Raw genomic sequence first — 20,113 nt, 5'->3', positions numbered from 1 at the left:
GTGTGTTAGTTAATTTGTAGCATGGCACAAGCTAATTCCGCAGATAGCAGCGAGACGCTCATACAACGCGCTGGCTACAGATTGGCCGGGGTTGTTGAACGATGGATGCCTAGTCCGTTCCTGTTTGTCCTGATCCTGAGCTACGTAACGTTCGTTCTCGGGATGGTCATCGAAGGGACTGGGCCGTCGGAGATGGTAATGCACTGGTTTGACGGATTCTGGCTGTTCCTCACGTTTGCGATGCAGATGGCGCTCATACTTCTAACGGGGTACATGGTTGCCTATCATCCAAAGGTCAACGGAGCAGTGGTGCGGTTGACTCACATCCCGAGGACAAGCGGACAGGCAGTTATGCTCGTGGGAGTATTTGCGATGGTAATGGCCTGGGTTCACTGGGGACTTGGCCTGATTCTCGGAGCAATTATCGCACGTGAGATGGGGAAGACAGCTCACCAGAAAGGGATTGACATTCATTACCCATTGTTGTGTGTGGCCGGCTACATGGGCCTTGGACTCACGTGGCACTGGGGACTGTCTGCGTCTGCATCGCTTCTGCTTGCAACGCCCGGCAACGTCTTCATCGAACAGGGCATCGTCGATGGGGTTGTTTCGACCGCAAATACGATTTTTAGTCCCTATGCTTTGATTCTAGTGGCGCTCTCGATTGCATTCGCCGCGCTGTTGCTCTACCTACTCGACCCCCCAGAGGGGATGTCGAACGGAATCACTGAGTATGTCGCTAAAGAGAAACTGTTCGAGTCGGCCACTGACGGTGGAGAGACCAGCGGTATCGAACAAAAAGTCTCGGAACCGCAGGCGTCAGAACTGAAGAATTCAGAACCAACCGTCCCGGCGGAGAAAATCGATAATAGTCGACTCATTGGCGGTGGGATCGCACTCACCGGCGTCGCCGTGACCATCTATACGCTCGCCACGCAAGGGATCCAGGCCTGGAACCTCAACTTAGTAAACTTCGCGTTCTTATTCGGTGGAATTTCATTATACATGAATCCGATGGCCTATCGTGAGAGATTCGACGAAGCCGCAGATGCGGCCGGCGGAATCATCTTACTGTTCCCCTTCTTTGCGGGTATCCAGGGGATGATGAACGGGTCCGGTCTGTCGGCGACGTTCGCGGATTTGTTGATTTCGGTGTCAACGCCGCAGACGTTTCCAGTGTTCGCCTGGATGACCGGTGCAGTGGTCAATCTCTTCATCCCATCCGGGGGTGGTGAATGGCTAGTTATCGGTCCCGCGATTGTCGGTGCTGCGCAGGATATGGGTGTTAGCGTGGGTCAGGCAACGGTTGCCTATTCGGTCGGTGACGCTCACACGAACCTTCTCAATCCGCTCTGGGCGGTGCCACTGATTGCAATCACCCAAATCAAGGCACGTGAGATGTTTGGCTACGCCATCGCGATGCTCATCGGACTGATTCCATTCCTGGCTCTCGTGCTCTATTTCCTCCCCTTCTGGGCATAGCACTGGCAGATCTATGTATTCGGATGCCTCTTTTTGCGTGGCTTGGTTTAAAATACGTTCAGCTCGACCTGTACGTTGTGCCCTGCCTGCGGGCTTGATGCTGTCGGCAATTCTGAGGACGCTATCACAGGGGAGTGCCTAACTCATTCTACTCTTGCGGGCCCATTTCGGAAGAGGGCTTGCCAATACTGGTGTCACCCCTCAAGAGCCGTGCTAGAAGTAGTAGCAAATATGTTATTGGTTGCAGTAGGTTTATGACGATGGGGTATTGACATTGTTATGCAATGCCAGACCCTTGCATTATAGGCGTGGGTACATCACCCATTGGCAGAACCGATCTCACTGGTCGCGATTTGTTCGCAGTCGCGATGGAAGAGGCCTTTAGTGGCCTCCCAGATCCGGCATCATTCGTTGACGCCGTTTACGCCGGAAGCCAATCCGAAATGTACGAACACCAGATTATGATGGGGACCTTGCTGGCCGAGTGGGCCGGCCTCCGAAACGTCCCCGCCGAGCGAGTTGAGGCGTGTGCCGCCGCAGGTGGGCTCGCATTGAAGAATGCAATGCGGGACGTCAAAACCGGCACTCACGACGCAGTCCTCGCCTGTGGTGTAGAGAAGATGACTGCTGGCGGAACCGCTCACTCGATCGAATCCCTTTCGGGGGCGTTTGACCGAGCACTCGAGCAACGGTCGGGAATCACCGCACCAAGTCAATACGCACTCATCGCACAGCGGTATCTCCACGAAACGGGGATTACCGAGGAGGAACTTGCGGAGATTTCGGTGAAGAACCATCACAATGCGTCCCAGAATCCACGCGCGCACTTCCAGAAGGAAGTAGACATTGACGATGTCATGGAGTCTGACTACATCGCACCCCCGATCAAGCTCTACGACTGTGCGCCGGTCAGCGACGGGGCCGCAGCCGTAATCGTCGTGTCCGAAGACCTTGCTTCGGAACTAGTCCCTGACGAAGAACAAGTGAGCATCCTCGGGAGCAGCGTCACTTCGAACAACCTCTCGGTGGCCGACCGGAATCTTACTTCCATCGAGGGTGCTGAAGTGGCAGCTGAGCGTGCCTACGACGAAGCCGGAATGTCCGCCGAAGACATGGACGTGGCAGAAGTTCACGACGCATTCACCGCATGCGAGGCGCTCTTAGCAGAGGCTGCCGGGTTCGCTCCCTGGGGAGAGGGGATCCAAACAGTCCGCGATCCCGTCGACCGGTCAGACGGCTGGACCGATGTCCACATCAATACGAGTGGCGGCCTGAAGGCGCGGGGCCATCCAACTGGTGCGACTGGCCTAATGCAAGCCGTCGAGGTGTACGAACAACTCACGGGTAATGCGACGGCTGGGCGACAGATCGACAACGCTACCACTGGTCTGTTAATCAACGAAGGTGGTGTGGCTGATGCCTGTACCGTGGCACACGTTCTTTCAATCTAACAATGTCCAATAACAACATACAGACAATGACACACGAACAGCGAGAAATTACCTCCGATAGTCCCCTGACACTGCCAGGGTTCTTCGAGGCAATGGCAGATGAACGCCTGCTGGCCGGGAAGTGTTCGGAATGTGAAAATCGCATGATTCCACCCAGGCCAGCCTGTTACGCGTGTGGCAGCCGTGCCATCGAAATCGAAGAGCAACCAATGACCGGGGAGGTTGTCAGCTACACGGAAGTTTATCGGCCGCCACCGGCGTTCGAAGGTCTGGCGCCGTTCGCAATCGCGACGGTCGAACTGGACTCCGGTGCGCGATTAACCGGGCGAATGACGGTTCCATACGCCGACGTGGATATCGGGATGCCAATTCAAATTCGCATCAGACAGCCAGAAGACATCAGTGCCGACACGGAGCTCCGCCAGGAGCAAGACTGGCCGCTTCACGTAATCGAACCCGCCTGAGTGCTTCCGTCGTTCGATCAAGAAGCGGTGTAGCGGCGAAATATGTGGCCGCATCGAAGCCTTGGTCCTGTTCCACCCTCAAACCGAGGGGACAGGCAGGAAAACATTTTTATTGATGGCCCATGATTTTGTGGATAGTTAGCAATGGGCTTGTCAAACATTAGCGAACTGGATGAGATTGTTCACGAACAGAACCTGGACTCAGGCAGGCAGACAAACGCCTACGAGTTCATGCAGCAGTACGATATCCAAACTACTGACGAGCTCATAACTCGGACGACGACATCGGTCGATGGAATCGAGGCATCGGGCCTCGACTGGTTCTGGGATGAGGTCGTCGAGTACCTAGATATTGAGTTCTATGAGGACTACGACACCGTTCGCGATAACACGAGCGGGCCGCAGTTCACGCATTGGTATCCTGGGGGAAAGTTCAACATCGCCCACAATGTCCTTGATCGGCACGCGGCGACCAATCCAGAGAACACCGCTTGCCTCTGGGAGTCCGAGCCAGGCGACGTGACCGAGACCAGCTTTCAGGAGCTTAACCGAGAAGCAAATCAGGTCGCGAACGCACTTTCCGAATCTGGCATTGAAGAGGGCGATAGAGTTGGGTTGTACATGCCGATGGTGCCGGAAGCAATATCGATCCTCTATGGCTGTTTTAAGATTGGCGCAGTTGTCGTCCCGATATTCTCCGGATTTGGTGTCGAGGCGACCGCCTCCCGACTACAGGACGCCGGATGTCGGATCTTGTTCACGGCAGACGGGTTCTACCGTCGTGGCTCCGAGGTAGATATGAAGACCACAGCAGATGCGGCTCGGAAACAGGCCGATAGCGTCGAACGCACCATCGTCTTCGACCGGTTGGATGCAGATCCTGACTGGGATGATGCAGTAGATGACTGGTGGGCAAATGCCGTCCTGTCTCAATCCACAGAATTCGAAACCAGGGAACTCGACGCCGACGCAGAAGCAATGGTATTGTACTCGTCCGGTACAACGGGGAAACCAAAGGGTATCGTCCAGACGCACGCCGGATTACTTGTGAACTGTGCGACCGAGCTGTACTTCCACTTCGACCTGAAGCCGGATGATCGGTTCTTCTGGTTGACTGATATCGGCTGGATGATGGGTCCGTGGGCGTTACTTGGGAACCACACCTTTGGAAGTACGGTGTTCCTGTACGAGGGGGCCCCGGATTATCCTGAAGCCGACCGGTTGTGGGAAATGGTCGATAGACACGAGTTAACGATCTTCGGAATATCACCGACCGCGGTTCGTGCCCTCATGAAATCAGGTGACGAGTGGGTACATAGCCACGACCTGTCTTCGCTTCGGTTGCTCGGCTCAGCTGGTGAACCATGGGATCCAGAGTCCTGGTGCTGGTTCTACGAACAAATCGGCAACGGTGAGATACCCATCATGAACATTATCGGTGGAACCGAAATATGTGGCTGTTTCCTTATGCCCTTCCCCTCGAATCCACAAAAGCCCTGTACGGTTGGGGGCCCAGCGGTCGGCAAACCCGTCGACATCGTGAATGAGGCAGGCGAGTCGATCGCCGACACGAACGAACGAGGCTATCTGGTGGCGACCGACTCGTGTCCGTCGATGACGAACTCCCTGTGGAGTGGCGATAGTCGGTACCTTGAGGAGTACTGGTCGACGTTCGACGACCTCTGGGATCACGGCGACTGGGCGCAAAAGGACGAGGATGGTTTCTGGTTCCTTCACGGCCGCGCAGACGATGCGTTGAACGTTGCTGGTCGAAAAGTCGGGCCTGCAGAAATAGAGGGTGTCGCAATAGAACATGACTGTGTCAATCAGGCGGCAGCAGTCGGAGTTCCTGATGAAACGACCGGTACTGCCGTCGTGTTGTACGTCATTGTTGAAGCCGAATGCGACGAAAGTGAGTTGTTCCGTGAAGAGATACGCGATCGAATCGGTCAGGAACACGGCAAACCGTTCAAACCGCGAGAGATCCTGTTCGTCGACGAGTTCCCGAAGACACAATCCGGAAAAATTGTGCGTGGTATCATCAGCTTGCTCTACCAGGGCGAGGAGATTGAAGAGACGTCCAGTATCGAGAATCCGGAAAGCTTAGTGAAAGTCAGAGACGCTCGATAGCAACTACGAAATCCAGTAATACATCCAACAATGAGTAACCCATCTGCGGAAGTTTGGCCAGTCAGTCAGCCGGTAATTGGCGATACAGCGAAGAGATCTCGAACAATTGAGGAGAACGATATCGAACGGTTCTCCGCAATTAGCGGCGATTACAACCCGCTACATTACGATGCTGAGGCAGCGGCGAACTCCCAATTCGGTGAAATCGTTGTGCAAGGCGGAATCACAAGTGCGATCCTCAATGCGGTCGTCGCCGAAGATCTCCCTGGCCCAGGCACCGTTTTTCTCTCAGTAAATTGGGATTTCAAGGCACCGGCACGCCCTGGCGATACGATCACCGGCTGTGTAACGGTGACGGACGTGCGTGACGACAAACCAATCACGAACCTTGAGACGACCGTAACGCGAGACGATGGAACGGTCGTACTGGATGGCACCGCAGTTTGCTACACCATGGATCTGGATTCGAGGGACAATAACGCATGAAATTCTGCTCTGACACCGTCTGCTACCCGACTCGAGTCAAATGACCGAAGGCATTCGTCTCTCGGGAGAATACTGATGAGTCAAGTAGACAGTTCGAATAAACAGTGGTCGGTGGTGAAAATGATTAGTGGGGGCGAACTGAAGTGGCGAATCTTGCTCCTCGTGGCTGTGGCCGAATTATTCGTCATGACGCTGTGGTTCAGTGCGTCAGCTGTATCGTCATCATTCGTAACTGCCTGGGGATTATCCGGGACTGAAGCGGCCTGGCTGACCATCTCCGTCCAACTAGGCTTCGTCGTGGGCGCGCTTCTTTCCTCTATCTTCACCATCTCGGATACAATCCGTCCCCAGTATCTGTTCGCTGGCTCAGCGTTTGTCGGTGCTGCGGCAACCGTGCTTATTGCCGGCATCGTCCAGTCGTTCCTTCCCGCTGTTGGCCTCCGGTTCGTGACCGGTGTAGCCATGGCTGGGGTGTACCCGATTGGCATGAAGATGATGGCAGAATGGTTTAAGGCAGGCCGTGGGCTGGCAATCGGCGTATTGGTTGGCGCACTCACTGTCGGGTCAGCCGCGCCCCATCTACTTCGCGTTTTCGGGGGGATCGGGCAACCGCGCCTCGTGCTCTATGGGGCAGCAATTGTCGCCACCGCTGGTGGACTCTTGATATTGAAATATGAATCGGGACCCTATCAAGCGGACACGTCACCGTTTGATCCCACTGCAGTCTGGCGAATCCTACGCGATCGGGGAACGTTGCTTGCGAACGTTGGTTACTTTGGCCACATGTGGGAACTGTACGCGATCTGGACCTGGATTCCATTCTACATCGCAGCGAGTTTGCACGCGAACGGAGGCGGCAGTTCCACTACGACATCGTTGCTTGCCTTCGGGACGATAGCAATCGGAGGTGTGGGTGCCTGGATTGCAGGCAGCGCGGCAGACCGCGTGGGGCGGACGACGGTAACTAGCGTGAGCATGGTCATTAGCGGCCTCTCCTGTCTCGCTGCTGGGTTTGTCTTTGGTGAACCACTGGTCATCCTGGCCCCGTTCTGTCTGGTCTGGGGCTTCATGATTGTCGCCGACTCCGCTCAGTTCTCGGCCTGTGTCTCAGAACTTGCGGAAGACAACTACGTCGGGACGGCTCTCACCTTGCAAACTGCGATTGGATATATTATCACCACGATCTCCATTCAGCTGGTTCCAATTTTCGAGGGATATTTAGGATGGCAATGGGCGTTCGCGCCTCTGGCTATCGGCCCCGCCATGGGCACCGCAGCTATGCTCTATCTCCGTGTACTCCCAGAAGCGTCGAATCTGGCCGGCGGCAGGGGTTGAGTCAATACCTCCTCTCAGTAAGAAAGACCTAGCCTAATTTTTCCAGCAGTGAAATTGGAATCATTGACCCATGGAATTGCAAATCCAATGATATAAAATATTATTCGACTCTTTGAGTTGTTAGCCTGAAAATCACGTGAAAATTGGAGATGAACTACTGCACAATTTAATCAATAAAACCATGAATCAAGGAGTCATGGATTCAAAGATGAGGCATTATCGAAGACGACAACTGAGAAGGTAAGAGTGAGAAAAACCAACAATATAGTTAGAATTAATCACTCATATCGGAGGTAGCAGCTCTATCAGGTCTATTCTAAGTGATCATAGACATCAGTAAATTAAGAATCTGTGTTTATGACTAGTTACAGTGCAAATATATTGAGTTACTTAGAATAGAATTCAACTTCGTCCACATATGTACACGTTTAAGGAATGAGTTCTGGGACAGGCAGTTCTCCAAGAAATCCGGACGTTCACTGATGTCAACACCTACACGTTGATGGCTGAATTATTTTGTAACTGGTTAAACGCTCGCTCCATCGCATCATTTTAATTTTAAAGGGGGAGATGGTCTGTCTGTATGTTCTTAAATGGCAAGCACAAGTGACTGCTGTAAGCAGATTGAGACGGCTGGTGGAAATGTAGTGAGCTCAACTATCACTAATGAAGTCGATTAAACATTGTCGAGTGCTGCTGAAAATCAGCGGGTATTATCTCGAGGAAGTCAAAAGAGATTCGGATGGATATCGGGTAGAAATTTTTAACGCCCAATAAGACCAGGTTTGGTTATTTAGATTGTTGAAAAGGTGACTAGTAATATTCGCTGATTGATCCAGTGAGGACTCGCTGGTGAATACAGAAGACCATTGCGATCGGAAGGCCCAACGGTAATTGATAGGATGAAACAATTGCTCTCACAATCAGGTAAACTGATAGCCACATAGGGAAATGGGGAAAAAGAGAGGATTTAGGATAAATTGGGAAAGAATATTGGATATATTGAATGTCTGACACACGCTGTATTGGTGTATTTTCAAACCTTATTATTAATGATGATAATAATTTTACTTAAGACAAGAGATCGATTCGAAGCCTCAATCAATTCGATATTCTTCAAGCACAGATTCATCAATTTCGATTCCAATTCCCGGCGTATCGGGGATCACAACCGTATTCCCATCATTGGAGATTGGACGGTCAATAAGATTATCGCGCAATGGGTTTGGGGTTCGGTCAAACTCCAGCATTGGTGCACCGCGAACCGTCGAGAGCAGTTGCAAACTGGCCGCAAGAGCGACAGCACTTCCAAATACGTGGGGGAGCGGTTGCACGTTTTGCGCCTCGGCCGCAGTAATAATTCGGCGAGTCGATGTGACACCACCCGCGCTCGTCACATCCGGCTGGACGTAATCCACCGCTCCCGCATCTAGGACACGATCGAACTCGTTTGCAAAGGCCCAGCACTCACCACCTGCAAGCGAGACAGAAGTATGCCGATTCACACGCGCGTACTGATCGATATGTTCTGGAGGTATAGGTTCTTCGAGAAAGTAGACGTCAAATTCGGTAAGCGCCTCTGCAACGCGGATAGCATCCGCAACATCGTATGCGTGGTTGGCATCAGCCATCAACCGCACATCGTCACCGACCGCCTCTCGTATTGCACCGACGAGTTCGACATCTTTCTCCGGCCCCCACCCCAAATTCCGAGCAAGCCCAATTTTGTTCTTCAGCGCGTCGAAACCCGAGCGAACATGATGCTCGGCTTCGGAAACCACGGCTTCACGAAGCTCTTCAAAGTCATCGACTGGCGGCCAGAAGTGGCCCGTCGCATAAGCTTGGATTTCATCCCGAACTCGACCACCCAAAAGGCAGGAGACGGACTGCCCGGTCGACTTGCCATAAAGATCCCACAGTGCAATATCAATGCCACTGACGACACTCGCAGGACAAAACGAATGATACTTCGTAGTAAGTAGATATCGTAATTCGTCATGAATTGATTCCACAGTACGAATATCCTGGCCTATAAGCCATGGCGCAACAACGGTGTCGATAATCTCACGATTCCCAGCGATTGGCCCCCAGCACTCACCCCACCCACTTGTTCCGTCCGCTGTCGTGATGCGAACAAGACAATACTCACGACTGGAGATCCATTTTTGTGCATTCGCAAAACGGTGGTCGAGCTCTCGCTTAAGTGGAATTGCTTCTACGCGTTCTACCTGCATAGCACAATGGAGAACAGTAACCGAGATACATCTATATATCCATGAAGATATGGCCGCAAACGAGCTCAAGAAGCAATAAACGGGGACTGCCCTCCAGGATTCAAGTTTCCGCTTCTTAATATTACAAACACGAACCATTATTCGACCGAGTTTTCCTGAAATCTTGATCACGTTCCCACAGCTGTCCATGACGAAATACGACTAACCGATACTGATTGAGATTTTTCTTTGAATTGAAATCGGAAAGCTTCGCCTCTGGTCTTAGGCCTCCGGCGGTGGTTGTAATGAATACAATAGGAGGAACAAGACCACCGAGAGCAGCGTAATCACTGCAGCGATGGAAAATGCGACTGTAAATGAGGTCACGTCAACCAAACCACCAACGATGAGCGGGCCAAAAATGGCGCCAATTTGCCAGGACATCGAACGTAAAGAAAGGCTACTGGCGACCGCTCGATAGTATTGGCCTTCTTCGACGAACATGGTGAGACTGGTCGGAAGTCGTAAACTGTCCGCGACGCCGAGAACCGAGTACACGAGAAACAAGACAAAGAAGGACGGCGTAAGCGTTATCGACTGATGCCAGAATGAAACCGTTGCCGGCTCGAACAGTCGGTCTGCGTCTGCTGCGAGCGGGATAGCTGCGATACCGATAGCATAGAGAATTGTTCCCGCAACGACGAACAAGTGGAGTTGGCCGATTCGATCGGCGATCGTACCGACATACCCCTGTGAAACGGCTTTAGTAAATTTCCCCCCGGCCAGGATGCCGCCGATGAGAAGTGCGCTCATCCCGAATTCTGTATGCGCGTAGATGGGGAGAAACAAAACAATCGCGGTCTTGGCAAAGCTAAACGTAAACCGGAACATCACGAGTGCCTGAATGGCCTTCCGACTGATGAGCATTCGAAGAGCGCCAAGGCCGAATTCCCTCGAGAGTTCCGTGTGTCCCCCTGGATCTGACGGAAGGAACATGAATACAGCGACGGCGGTTAGCAGTGTAACAACTGTCAGTACAACGTATGTCGTCGAAAATCCATACGTGAATAGTAAGAATCCACCCACAAGGTCACCCGACAGACTCGACAACGCAGTGACTTGGCTGTACGTGCCTAACCAGAGTCCGCGTTGTTCGTCTGGACAGATATCACCGACGACGGAAAGCCCAGTGAGAATCAAAATAATCGAGCCACCGCCCTGAATAGCTCGAAGTAAAATGACGTGTTCAAACGACTGGACATTCGTATAACCCACTAGCACCAGAACTTGAATCAGGAGTCCGATTAACAGATACCGTTTCGAGTCTCCCACGTCGATGTACTTTCCCAATGGGAGGACTAACACAAGTCGAACCACCGCATATGCGGTCCCGAATAGACCAGCAATGAGGCCGGATATTTGGAAAATATCGGCATACAGCGCCAGTGCAATGATTATCGTCGCAAAACTAATTCCCTGGGCGAAGTTGACACTCGCTATCGCTACAAACTCAAGATTTTTGAATAGCTTGAGCGGGGTGTAGTGCGTCTCGGTGTGTGTCACTTAATAGTTTGATTTGGTGCTGACAATACTTAACACACTGAAACCGGCCACTTTAACCGGGTTAACAAGGTCGCTACGGCAAAAGCGGGAACAAAACGGGCGCGTCAGGGACTTTCGTTCTCACCAGTCAGTGTAGATCACTCTCAACGCTGTCTCCGTAGCGAGGCTTGACACCTGTACGCATCAGCAACCACCTCCAAATTCGCTTCGCTCAGGGGTGCAAACGTGTGGATTTATGCTACTTCCTTCCGAGGTCAGAAGTACCCACGGGGTAGCTACAGATATGGCCAACGTATCAACATCCAACGCCAGTATCGACATTGTAAACCGCCACCGAACTCCAGACGGTGACACCGGGCCAGTGGAATTCGCCACCCGCGAACTCAACTCAGCTCTAACTGACCAAGGGTGTTCCATCAATTCACTCCGTCACTGGACCGAAGCTGACGAGTTCTGTTTGGCCATCGGGACAACGGACGATGAGGTAATACACCACCTCCTCACGACAGACGGCGTTGAAGTTCGCAAGGACCCAGAGGGAGTCATAACTTGGTGGTGTACGGCTGGCGCGTTGCGTGTACTCGTGATAGCCGGAACAGACGAGCGTGGACTGATGTACTCGCTCCTCGAAGTCGCCAACCGAGTCACAGATTCCGGCTTAGAGGCACTCGAAGCGGTCGAAAACCAGATCGAGTTTCCAGAGAACGAAGTGCGTGGGATCGATAAATTTGTCACCGGACCAGTCCACGATGAGTGGTTCTTCTCGGAGGAATTCTGGCATTACTATCTCGGACAATTAGCCAGCTGCCGATTCAACCGATTTGCACTGATCACCGGGTACGACACGTCATTCATGTCGCCCCCATATCCATTCCTCGTCGATATTCCCGAGTATCCGGAGGTAACCCTCACCGACGACGTGGGTTACTCGCGCGAAGACTTTCAATCGATGGTTCGAACAATCGGGGGTTTATGTGCGCAATACGGCCTGGAATTCATTTTCGGGATCTGGTCGCAGATGGCATGGGAAAGTAATCCCGAGATGACCCTGGCAGATCGGTTGACCACGAAATATACAACCGATACATACGACCCGATGGTCGAGCAATTGCCAACCGAGGCTGAATCGTTCACTGACTACTGCGCGCAAGGACTCCACAAAATGCTCCTTGAGTGCCCAGAAATCGATGGAATTCAACTCCGCGTCAACTACGAATCCGGCTTCGGAGATATGGATACTGCAGAAGAATTCTGGCGCGAACTAATTCGTGCCACAGGCGAAGCGGCAGACGAATCTGGCCGCGATATCTCGCTGGATCTGCGCGCAAAGGGCCTGACCGACGAAATGATCCAGTGGGCGCTCGAAACCGGGCTCGACGTGACCGTTGCAACCAAGTATTGGTGTGAGTCGACGGGGCTCCCCCATCACAACACCCAGATGCGATCCGGGGAACTCGCCCGCCTTGACAATTTCAATTATAGTCGTCGATACAGTTACGGGGATATGCTACGCAGACCCCAGTCTTTCCGTCTCCTGTACCGCCTCTGGGTGATGGGCACGAATCGGATTTTCTTATGGGGGGATCCGGATTATGCTCGCCGGTTCGCCCACAGCACCCAGTTCGGCGGGGCGACCGGCTTTGAGGTCACCGCCCCGCTAACGCACAAGGGTGGCCATTCTTCCCTTCAAACTGAGGCATGGCCGTTGTTCGAGGATGAGTCTCTCGAACACTACGAGTGGGAAGACGAACGGTACTGGGCGTGGTATCTCATGTTCGGGCGGCTCGGGTATTCGACGGAGACGGACTCTGCGGTCTGGGAACGCGCATTCACTCAACGGTTCGGTGAGGCGGCCGACGCGATCCAGAAGGGGTATCGGAGCGCGAGCAAGATTCTCCCGCTTCTGACCGCCGCCCACCTCACCCGCCATCCTGGAACGGTCAATTGGGCAGAGATGGACACTGGTGGGGCACTGTTTGCCGAACACAACTTTAACCGTGCATTTGAGGACGTGACGTACGCCACTACAGAACCGAGCGACCCAGGTTTATTCTATGGCATCAGCGAGTACGTCCACGACACCCTCAACGACACCCTCCGCGGGAAGTATACGCCACCACAGGTACGTAACTGGTATCGGCGGCTGGCCACCGAGACGCGCGACGCCGTCGAAGCCGCTGAAAAAACAGGACATGCCAGCGGCGAGTATCAGGCAACGAAACTCGACTTGTTGATGCTCGCCGACCTCGCTGAATACCACGCACACAAGACCGATGCCGCCGTCGCCCTAACGCTGTTCGACGAAACCGGAGACGCAGCGCAGCTCCATGCTGCGTACTGCGCGGCCGAACGAGCGCGGGAGTCGTGGGGGACACTGGCCGCACGCGGCGAGGGAACCTATCACGACGACCTCGTGTTCGTCCGCGGTGCCGCTACGGCAGACTCTGGACAGTGGGGTGACCGTCTCGTGGAGATGGACGCCGATCTTCGAAAACTCGAAGAACTCGCCGACGATGAGGGCGTCGATCTTGACACGGCACCAGCCGACCTTCCGACAGCAGGTCGGGCAACGTTCGCACTTCCCTCGTTCGATGTCTCGATTCCGGATCGAGCGCAAATCGGTGAGCCGATTGACATCGCGATTGAGATTGGCGAGCTCAACACTCACAATGACCTCGTCCTCCATTACCGTCACACCGACCAGACAGAGGGCCCATTCCGGGAGATCGTTATGGAACGAATCGACGGCGGATATCGTGCGACTATTCCCAGTGACTATGTCACCCCAGAGTGGGATATTCTGGCCTACTTCGCAACCGTCGACGAGGGAGGAAACGGACTCCTGATCCCAGGTCTGTATCACGCTGACGAACCCATGCCATACTACGTCGTGAAAGTGGATTCAGCCGGATAAAATCGAGTTGCGAGAACCGCATTCGTGATGTCTTCGAATTCTCGTGATTCATAAACGACGGCGATGGATGTTCTACATCCGGTAGACCCATAATTTGTGGTGCTTGGCGAAGACTTATTCTCACACCGTCAAAACAACTTCAAGTGATGATCGAGAGACTGATCTGTCAAATGGACAGCTGTGCGAACGGGAATACCTTTCACAAGAACGCCACCATCTACGAACTGGCGAACGGTGACCTTCTCGCTGGATGGTTCGCAGGCGGTGTCGGTGAGGGAAATCGCGACCAGAACGTCTACGGAAGTCGGCTGCCAGCCGACTCGACTGAATGGGAAGACGCGGAATGCTGGGCTGACGTTGAGGGCCGTGCTGTCGGATGTCCCGTCCTCTTCCACGGGCCGGACGATAAGCTATGGGTGACAGCACCAGTGATGTACGGCAATTGGCTTACCTCGTCCAAAGTATTCTTCAAGCGCTCCCCGGATGAAGGCGAGACGTGGAAAGATCTCGAGCTGCTTCATGAGAAGACCGGGATGTATTTGAAGAACAAACCGCTCGTTCTGGAGGACGAGAATCGGTGGATACTGCCCGCCTACGACGCTATCGACGAAAAACCGTACTTCTATCTCATCCCGGGAGATTACGCGGAACGCCCCGCTGACTTCCCGCAACTGGTCGGCGGTGACCAGATTACTCACTATGAGGCGGGGGGATACATGGGTAACTCCGGGCTGACCCATCCGACGGTGGTGGAGCTATCAGACGGAAGTCTCCTTGCATATCTTCGACCCCGACAGGGTGGCTACATTCACGAGACGCGCTCGACCGACCGTGGGTTGAACTGGACGCGAGCAACCCAAACGGCGATTCCTAATCCGAATGCCGCCTTTGATATGGTTCGTACCGACGAGGGAAATCTCGTTCTCGTGAACAATCCCTCCACAGGAGTAGACCATGGAACAATTCCAGAGGGGCGCAACAAGCTAGCGTTGTTCATGTCCGAAGACGAGGGCGAGACGTGGCCGTATCAACTATTTCTCGAACAGGCCGCTCTCGAAGATGAACACGATCCAGAGGGGGTGAGCTCTGATCTTCGTGCATCTCACAGACTCCAACTAGGCGAGATGGACCAGGTGGGACGACCGGAGTTCACCTACGGGAACGTCATTCAGGCTCGTGATGGCACACTCCATCTCGCGTACGAGTACCGTCGAAGTGCGATCAAGCACGTCGAAATTACTGAGTCGGAGATTCAAAAGCGCGGCACTGACACAGTCATTGTTGAAAACATGCTCAGCTAACTTCCACACACGCCAGCATCTGAATTCAGGGCCACGAGTGACAAGAGTAGCACGCAGTAGCCTCGTGTGGAAAAACAGCGTGTGGTTCGTTCGAATTCAGCCGATTCCACGAGAACCGACTTCGTTCGCTGGAGTGCGAATATCGGTACAAGAGGATTATCGGTCCACGGTTGCTCGTGCATCCTTCGCCGCGGCGAGCCTGTCGCGAGTCTTGTGGAACCAGGTCGTCTGTTCATCCAGAAGCGCGCGCTGTCGAGACAGATCGTCGTGATTTTGTTTCGGAGCGGTTCCGCCGAGAATGTCCCGACGGGTGACGTTCGTTTGCGGATCAAGTGCCTCCACCAGAGCTTCATTGGTCAGGAGCCCCGACTTTCCCACAGTGATCGAAGCAGCCGTCTCAAGGTCGGAAAGAGTGATTTGACCAGCGTGGCGTCCGTCCTCGTAAACAGCGCGAACGAGTGTGCTGACGACTTCGTGTGCCTGCCGAAAGGAGAGACCCGCTGCTCGGACGAGCGTGTCCGCAAGTTCGGTCATTGTACAGAAGCTGTCCTGGGCAACCTGATACATCCGCTGGTCATTAAGCTGAATGTCGTCGATGACCGCAGCAAAGAGGTGAATCGCATCGGCGGCATTCGAGGCCGCTCCAAGAAATGGATACGCGAGATACGTCGTCTCTCCGACATCCCCGTACGGAACCGCTTTCAGTGAAATGAGCGTACTGTTCGCCTGGCCAATGGACTCGTTTGCATACGCCCGCGTCTTTTCGAGGACGCCAGGGTTTTTCTTCTGAGGCATAATGCTACTGGTGGTTGACATTGTATTACTCAACTCGACAAAACCGAGTTCAAACATGCTCCAGACGAGCAGATCCTGGGACATCCGGCTGATGTTCGTCATCAGTAACGCGACCGCCGCCGTCGTTTCGGGAAGATAATCGACCGAGGCGATAGCATCGTACGTGTTCACAACCAGTCCGTCAAACCCGGAGAGTTCGGCGAGTCGCTCTCGGTTAAGCGGGAATCCAGTCCCGCCAATCGCCGCCGCCCCCAAGGGACTTCGGTTCGTCTCCGCGAACGCCCGGCAGAGCCTTTCGACGTCTCGCCCGATCAAATGGTCGAACCCGAGGAGATAATGTGCAAACGTGATCGGTTGTGCCGGCTGACTGTGCGTGTACGCCGGAAACACGACCTCGGTAGTTTCCGCAGCCCGAGCGAGCAGTTGCTCGCGAAGAGTAAGCGTCGCACCAATGATCTCGAGAATCTGCTCGCGCACAGCGACTCTCAACGTCGCACTGAACAAATCGTTTCGACTTCTGCCCGTATGGAGCTTCCCCCCGACGGCAGGGCCAAGTTCCTCAATAACGCGGTTTTCGATGAACAGATACGGTCCTCCAAACTCCGCATACGACTCAAACTCATCGGGATCAACCGATTCGAGGTCAGTGAGCACCGCTAAAACCTCGGAAACCTCTCGAGACTCAAGGATACCAACCTCATTCAACACGATTGCTTGCGCTCGATTGAGAGCCAAGAGAGAGTCCCAGAGAAAGGCCATCTTTTCTTTGAACTTCGGGACGCGGTAGTACTCCAGATGAGCGTTCGCAGGTGGTTCTCCAAGCCGACTCGAGAACATGTCTCTCGTCATTCCGAACGAAACACGAACCGCAACCACGATAAGCCTATCCTCTCACCAGACAAGCAATTCGGATCCGGCAGGTGCACGAAGCCTTTATACGGTTTTTCCTACAAATAGAGTACTGATGAATGTGAATCGTCGTTCAGCGCTATCTCTTATCGGGACCTCTCTGTGCTTTCTCGCCGGGTGCCTCGAATCAGGTGCTCAGGGATCACCTCCCACCAACGGCGACGACCTACCCGACGACCAGACGCCCGATGATGGCTACCCACCCCAGTTTTCATCCACGCACGAAGAACGCACCATCAACGTCAATTCGTACGATACCCTCGACCGGGAAGGCATCGATGTTCCGCTCGCCCCGATCGAAGACGTCTACTACTGGTACACGCGCGGGGAAGCGCGGTTCGTCGATGCGCGTCCAGAGATTGCGTGGGAGCGCTCGCGCATCTTCGGCGCAGTTTGGAGCCCCGCACCCGACGGTCGCGACGCCGACCCAGTCGTACAATGGCCGAAAGCCGACCGTATCGTTTGCTACTGTGGTTGTCCGCACACGATGGCGTCAATTCGCGCCGCGTCACTCATCAGCGACGGGTACGAGAACGTGTACGTCATCGACGAAGGGTTCTGGGAATGGCAAGGGTTGGAATACCCAATGGCTGGCACCCAGGTCGAAGCGCGACCGCTGCTTCGTGGCATCCAAGGGCAGACTCCACAACAGTTTGCGGGTGAACTGGCTTGGGTGCGTCATCTGCCCACCGGGCAGGTCGAAGTGGCCCCGATCAGCAACGACGGGACGTTCGAACTCGACTTCCGCTTCTCCGACATCAATGACCGGTCCGTTCTTGTAGTTGAGACACCGGCGTTCCGTGTGACCGATCGGGTCAGTGTATTAACCAGCGCTGTGGTCACTGGCCCCTGATCCTCGAGTGAGTAGAACGACACCGGTGTCGGGACAAGCTCGAACTCCCACGGTGGAGGGAGTGACGGCAGTCAGAGACGATTACGCCCCCTCGTAATCGTACGGTCGCGACATTTGGACGATGTGAATATCACGCTGGACTTGGTCGTTGTATTTCTTCCACGAGAACGTTGTTCCCTCTTTCCAGTCGGTCGCGTACGGAATCTCGTGATAGTGTTCATCGGTCACGGCACTTACGCGCTCCCAGTGGTCTGCGGCTTCACGGAGTAGTTCGACGGCGTCGTCTTTCTGTCGTTTCCCCGTGACGCGATAGGTTTCGTATTTGACGCCAGCGCGGAGTTTCTTCGCGAAGTAGAGACTCAGATGCCCCCACGTAACGAGGTCAGCGAGTTCGCATTCAAGCGCGCCGGTGCCACGATGAACGTTTGCGTTGAGTGAATCTACGATTCCCAGGATCTGTTCGCCGTTCCGCTCCATTCGCTCAGCGAGATCGATGGGGGTGACCCGCGTTTCATCGATTTCTTCTCCACCGTCCCTCGCTTCGATGTACTCAGGAATGGATAGATACGACGAATCCAGGGTCTGGTGGTCGACAAGTTCGTCGATCGAGATGAACGGCGATACGCCATCGTCCAGCCCGCGAGCCACAACCGGGGCAAGAAAGCCCTCGGGGTAGAGAGTGTAGTCCCAGGTACCGGCGTGAAACGCCGCCAGTTCTATCGGCATCCGACTCCCGAATTTGTAGCCTTTGAGCAATCGTTCGCCGAGACCTGGCCCATACCGCGTCTCGAACGCCTGCTCAAACACCTCGTCGGAGGTGGTTGGATCGTACAGTAACCGCCCCCACAATAAGTAGAACAGCCACTGTTTCTCGAAGGCGTACTGCCACGTCTGGTGCTCGTGCACCCGGTGTGAGAAGTCTTTCGCAGGAATATATCCCTCGGAGCCGATGATGTAGCCGCCGACGTAGGATTTCGAGGCGTGGTTGGCCTGAATATGGTCGCGGATGAAATCGGGATCACCCCACCGAAGCACGAAGAAATCCTCGTTACGAACCGTCCAGACGAGTTCGTAATTCGTCGGTTCCGGGTTCCAGAGGCTATCGTCAACCTCGCCGGATCGGTAATCGTGGGTCATCTCCAGTGCTGTCGTTGAGTGACCGTGTGACCAGTTGAATTTCGACGGAACCCAGATTTTGGACACGTTGTCAACGTCGTCCGCCTCATCGATGACGCGTCGCATCTCGTCTATCGAGTTGGTTCGAACCGACCGATCGAGGAACGTCGCCGGTCGATCGGCGGCTGCAATCCCATCGACGAACGTCTCTTTGAGCCATTGCTGTTTCTCCCGTGGCGTCATCGCACCCATCCAATCGGACATCGTCGTCCCGATGCCAGTCAGGTCTTCATACTCGTTGAGCACCTGAGTGATGGATTCGCGAGTGTACGTTTTGATGACCTCAGCGGTATCGTTTAACCGTTCAACGCCATGGATGTCCGCGAATTCCTCAGTGACGACGATGTTCCACGTGAGGAGATAGGTCTCAATGCCCCGCTCTTTCGCCATGCGAAAGAGTTCGTGCCAGAACGACTTCCATTCGTCTAACTCCCTATCGGACAATGGGCTGGCTTCCGGATAGGCGTGGGGTTTGATCATGTAGGGAAACGGGTGGAGATTCCACAGCGTCAGCGCGTTAAACCGGTTGCGCGCCATCATGTCAAGGAACGCACGCCAGAACTCGAGATCCCGACACGTCTCAAAATGAATCTCCGTTTGTTCTCCGTACCGATAGGGTGACCAGGGGAGGTTGAATTTGAGCGCCCGGAACTCGACTGCCGGGTTGATGGTGGACTCCTCAATCTCACCCCATTCACCTGCCGAGCGTGTCCGTTCGGCGAGTTCCAGCGTCCCGTACATGGCACCGGCGTCGTCGGATGCCCATACATAGATGGATCCGTCATCCGCTATTTCAATCTTGAACCCCTCGGCTGTCACATCCTCGGGAATGGCCGCATCGAGAGTTGCTGCGTCTGCGTCTCCGCCGATGATGTACAGGTCAGCGTCAGTTGCTGGTTGCAGATTCAGGTCGTAATGCGAGCTTTGTGAGATTGCGGCATCAAGCTCATCGACGCCGAATTGAATCAGCGGTGAGTCCGTTCGATAGGCTATGCTGACCGTCCCGTGGCTGAGGCTTGGCATATGCTCACACACTAAGGG

Annotated in this window: 13 protein-coding genes and 1 pseudogene; 10 read left to right on the top strand and 4 right to left on the bottom strand. The window is 54.1% G+C overall.

The annotated features are described in order from the left end of the window. Window positions 1–21: 21 nt before the first annotated feature. From P1M51_RS18945 to P1M51_RS18915, 7 genes and pseudogenes are all read left to right on the top strand, one after another. Window positions 22–1,482 carry a short-chain fatty acid transporter gene (locus P1M51_RS18945; protein WP_276249067.1) on the top strand — a complete coding sequence of 487 codons (1,461 nt, stop codon included), beginning with the start codon at window positions 22–24 and terminating at the stop codon, window positions 1,480–1,482. A 284-nt stretch (window positions 1,483–1,766) separates the two neighbouring features. Continuing rightward, complete coding sequence (locus P1M51_RS18940; RefSeq protein ID WP_276249068.1) at window positions 1,767–2,933, top strand: 3-ketoacyl-CoA thiolase; 1,167 nt, start codon at window positions 1,767–1,769, stop codon at window positions 2,931–2,933. Between the two features lie 2 nt (window positions 2,934–2,935). Further along, window positions 2,936–3,115, top strand: a pseudogene (locus P1M51_RS20185) (zinc ribbon domain-containing protein); the annotation flags it as partial. 27 nt (window positions 3,116–3,142) lie between these two features. Next, window positions 3,143–3,397 carry a Zn-ribbon domain-containing OB-fold protein gene (locus P1M51_RS18930; RefSeq protein WP_276249219.1) on the top strand — a complete coding sequence of 85 codons (255 nt, stop codon included), beginning with the start codon at window positions 3,143–3,145 and terminating at the stop codon, window positions 3,395–3,397. A gap of 144 nt (window positions 3,398–3,541) precedes the next feature. Beyond that, complete coding sequence (locus tag P1M51_RS18925; protein ID WP_276275322.1) at window positions 3,542–5,527, top strand: AMP-binding protein; 1,986 nt, start codon at window positions 3,542–3,544, stop codon at window positions 5,525–5,527. A gap of 30 nt (window positions 5,528–5,557) precedes the next feature. Further along, complete coding sequence (locus P1M51_RS18920) at window positions 5,558–6,013, top strand: MaoC family dehydratase (RefSeq protein ID WP_276249070.1); 456 nt, start codon at window positions 5,558–5,560, stop codon at window positions 6,011–6,013. Between the two features lie 120 nt (window positions 6,014–6,133). Further along, complete coding sequence (locus P1M51_RS18915) at window positions 6,134–7,348, top strand: MFS transporter (RefSeq protein WP_276275389.1); 1,215 nt, start codon at window positions 6,134–6,136, stop codon at window positions 7,346–7,348. 1,097 nt (window positions 7,349–8,445) lie between these two features. On the opposite strand, the gene P1M51_RS18910 is transcribed toward P1M51_RS18915, so the two are convergent. Next, on the bottom strand, window positions 8,446–9,582 hold the full coding sequence (locus P1M51_RS18910) for a mandelate racemase/muconate lactonizing enzyme family protein (protein ID WP_276249071.1): 1,137 nt from the start codon (window positions 9,580–9,582) through the stop codon (window positions 8,446–8,448). A 261-nt stretch (window positions 9,583–9,843) separates the two neighbouring features. Then, on the bottom strand, window positions 9,844–11,124 hold the full coding sequence (locus P1M51_RS18905) for an MFS transporter (protein WP_276249072.1): 1,281 nt from the start codon (window positions 11,122–11,124) through the stop codon (window positions 9,844–9,846). Between the two features lie 283 nt (window positions 11,125–11,407). On the opposite strand from P1M51_RS18905, the gene P1M51_RS18900 reads away from it, so the two are divergent. Both P1M51_RS18900 and P1M51_RS18895 read left to right on the top strand, forming a co-directional pair. Continuing rightward, a complete protein-coding gene (locus P1M51_RS18900; protein ID WP_276275321.1) occupies window positions 11,408–14,038 on the top strand; it encodes a hypothetical protein in 2,631 nt (876 codons plus the stop codon). 170 nt (window positions 14,039–14,208) lie between these two features. Then, on the top strand, window positions 14,209–15,339 hold the full coding sequence (locus P1M51_RS18895; RefSeq protein WP_276249074.1) for an exo-alpha-sialidase: 1,131 nt from the start codon (window positions 14,209–14,211) through the stop codon (window positions 15,337–15,339). A gap of 156 nt (window positions 15,340–15,495) precedes the next feature. On the opposite strand, the gene argH is transcribed toward P1M51_RS18895, so the two are convergent. Next, window positions 15,496–16,983, bottom strand: a complete 1,488-nt coding sequence (gene argH / locus P1M51_RS18890; RefSeq protein WP_276249075.1) for an argininosuccinate lyase — start codon at window positions 16,981–16,983, stop codon at window positions 15,496–15,498. 115 nt (window positions 16,984–17,098) lie between these two features. Between argH and P1M51_RS18885 the strand changes: the two genes are divergently transcribed. Beyond that, window positions 17,099–17,896 carry a rhodanese-like domain-containing protein gene (locus P1M51_RS18885; RefSeq protein WP_276249076.1) on the top strand — a complete coding sequence of 266 codons (798 nt, stop codon included), beginning with the start codon at window positions 17,099–17,101 and terminating at the stop codon, window positions 17,894–17,896. 81 nt (window positions 17,897–17,977) lie between these two features. Here P1M51_RS18885 and P1M51_RS18880 read toward each other — a convergent pair whose 3' ends face one another. Next, window positions 17,978–20,095: a hypothetical protein gene (locus tag P1M51_RS18880; protein WP_276275320.1), complete on the bottom strand. Its 2,118-nt coding sequence runs from the start codon at window positions 20,093–20,095 to the stop codon at window positions 17,978–17,980. Window positions 20,096–20,113 lie beyond the last annotated feature (18 nt).

The sequence above is a fragment of the Haladaptatus sp. QDMS2 genome (assembly GCF_029338295.1).
Taxonomy (GTDB): Archaea; Halobacteriota; Halobacteria; order Halobacteriales; family Halococcaceae; genus QDMS2.
This window is presented reverse-complemented; position numbering and strand designations above follow the sequence as displayed.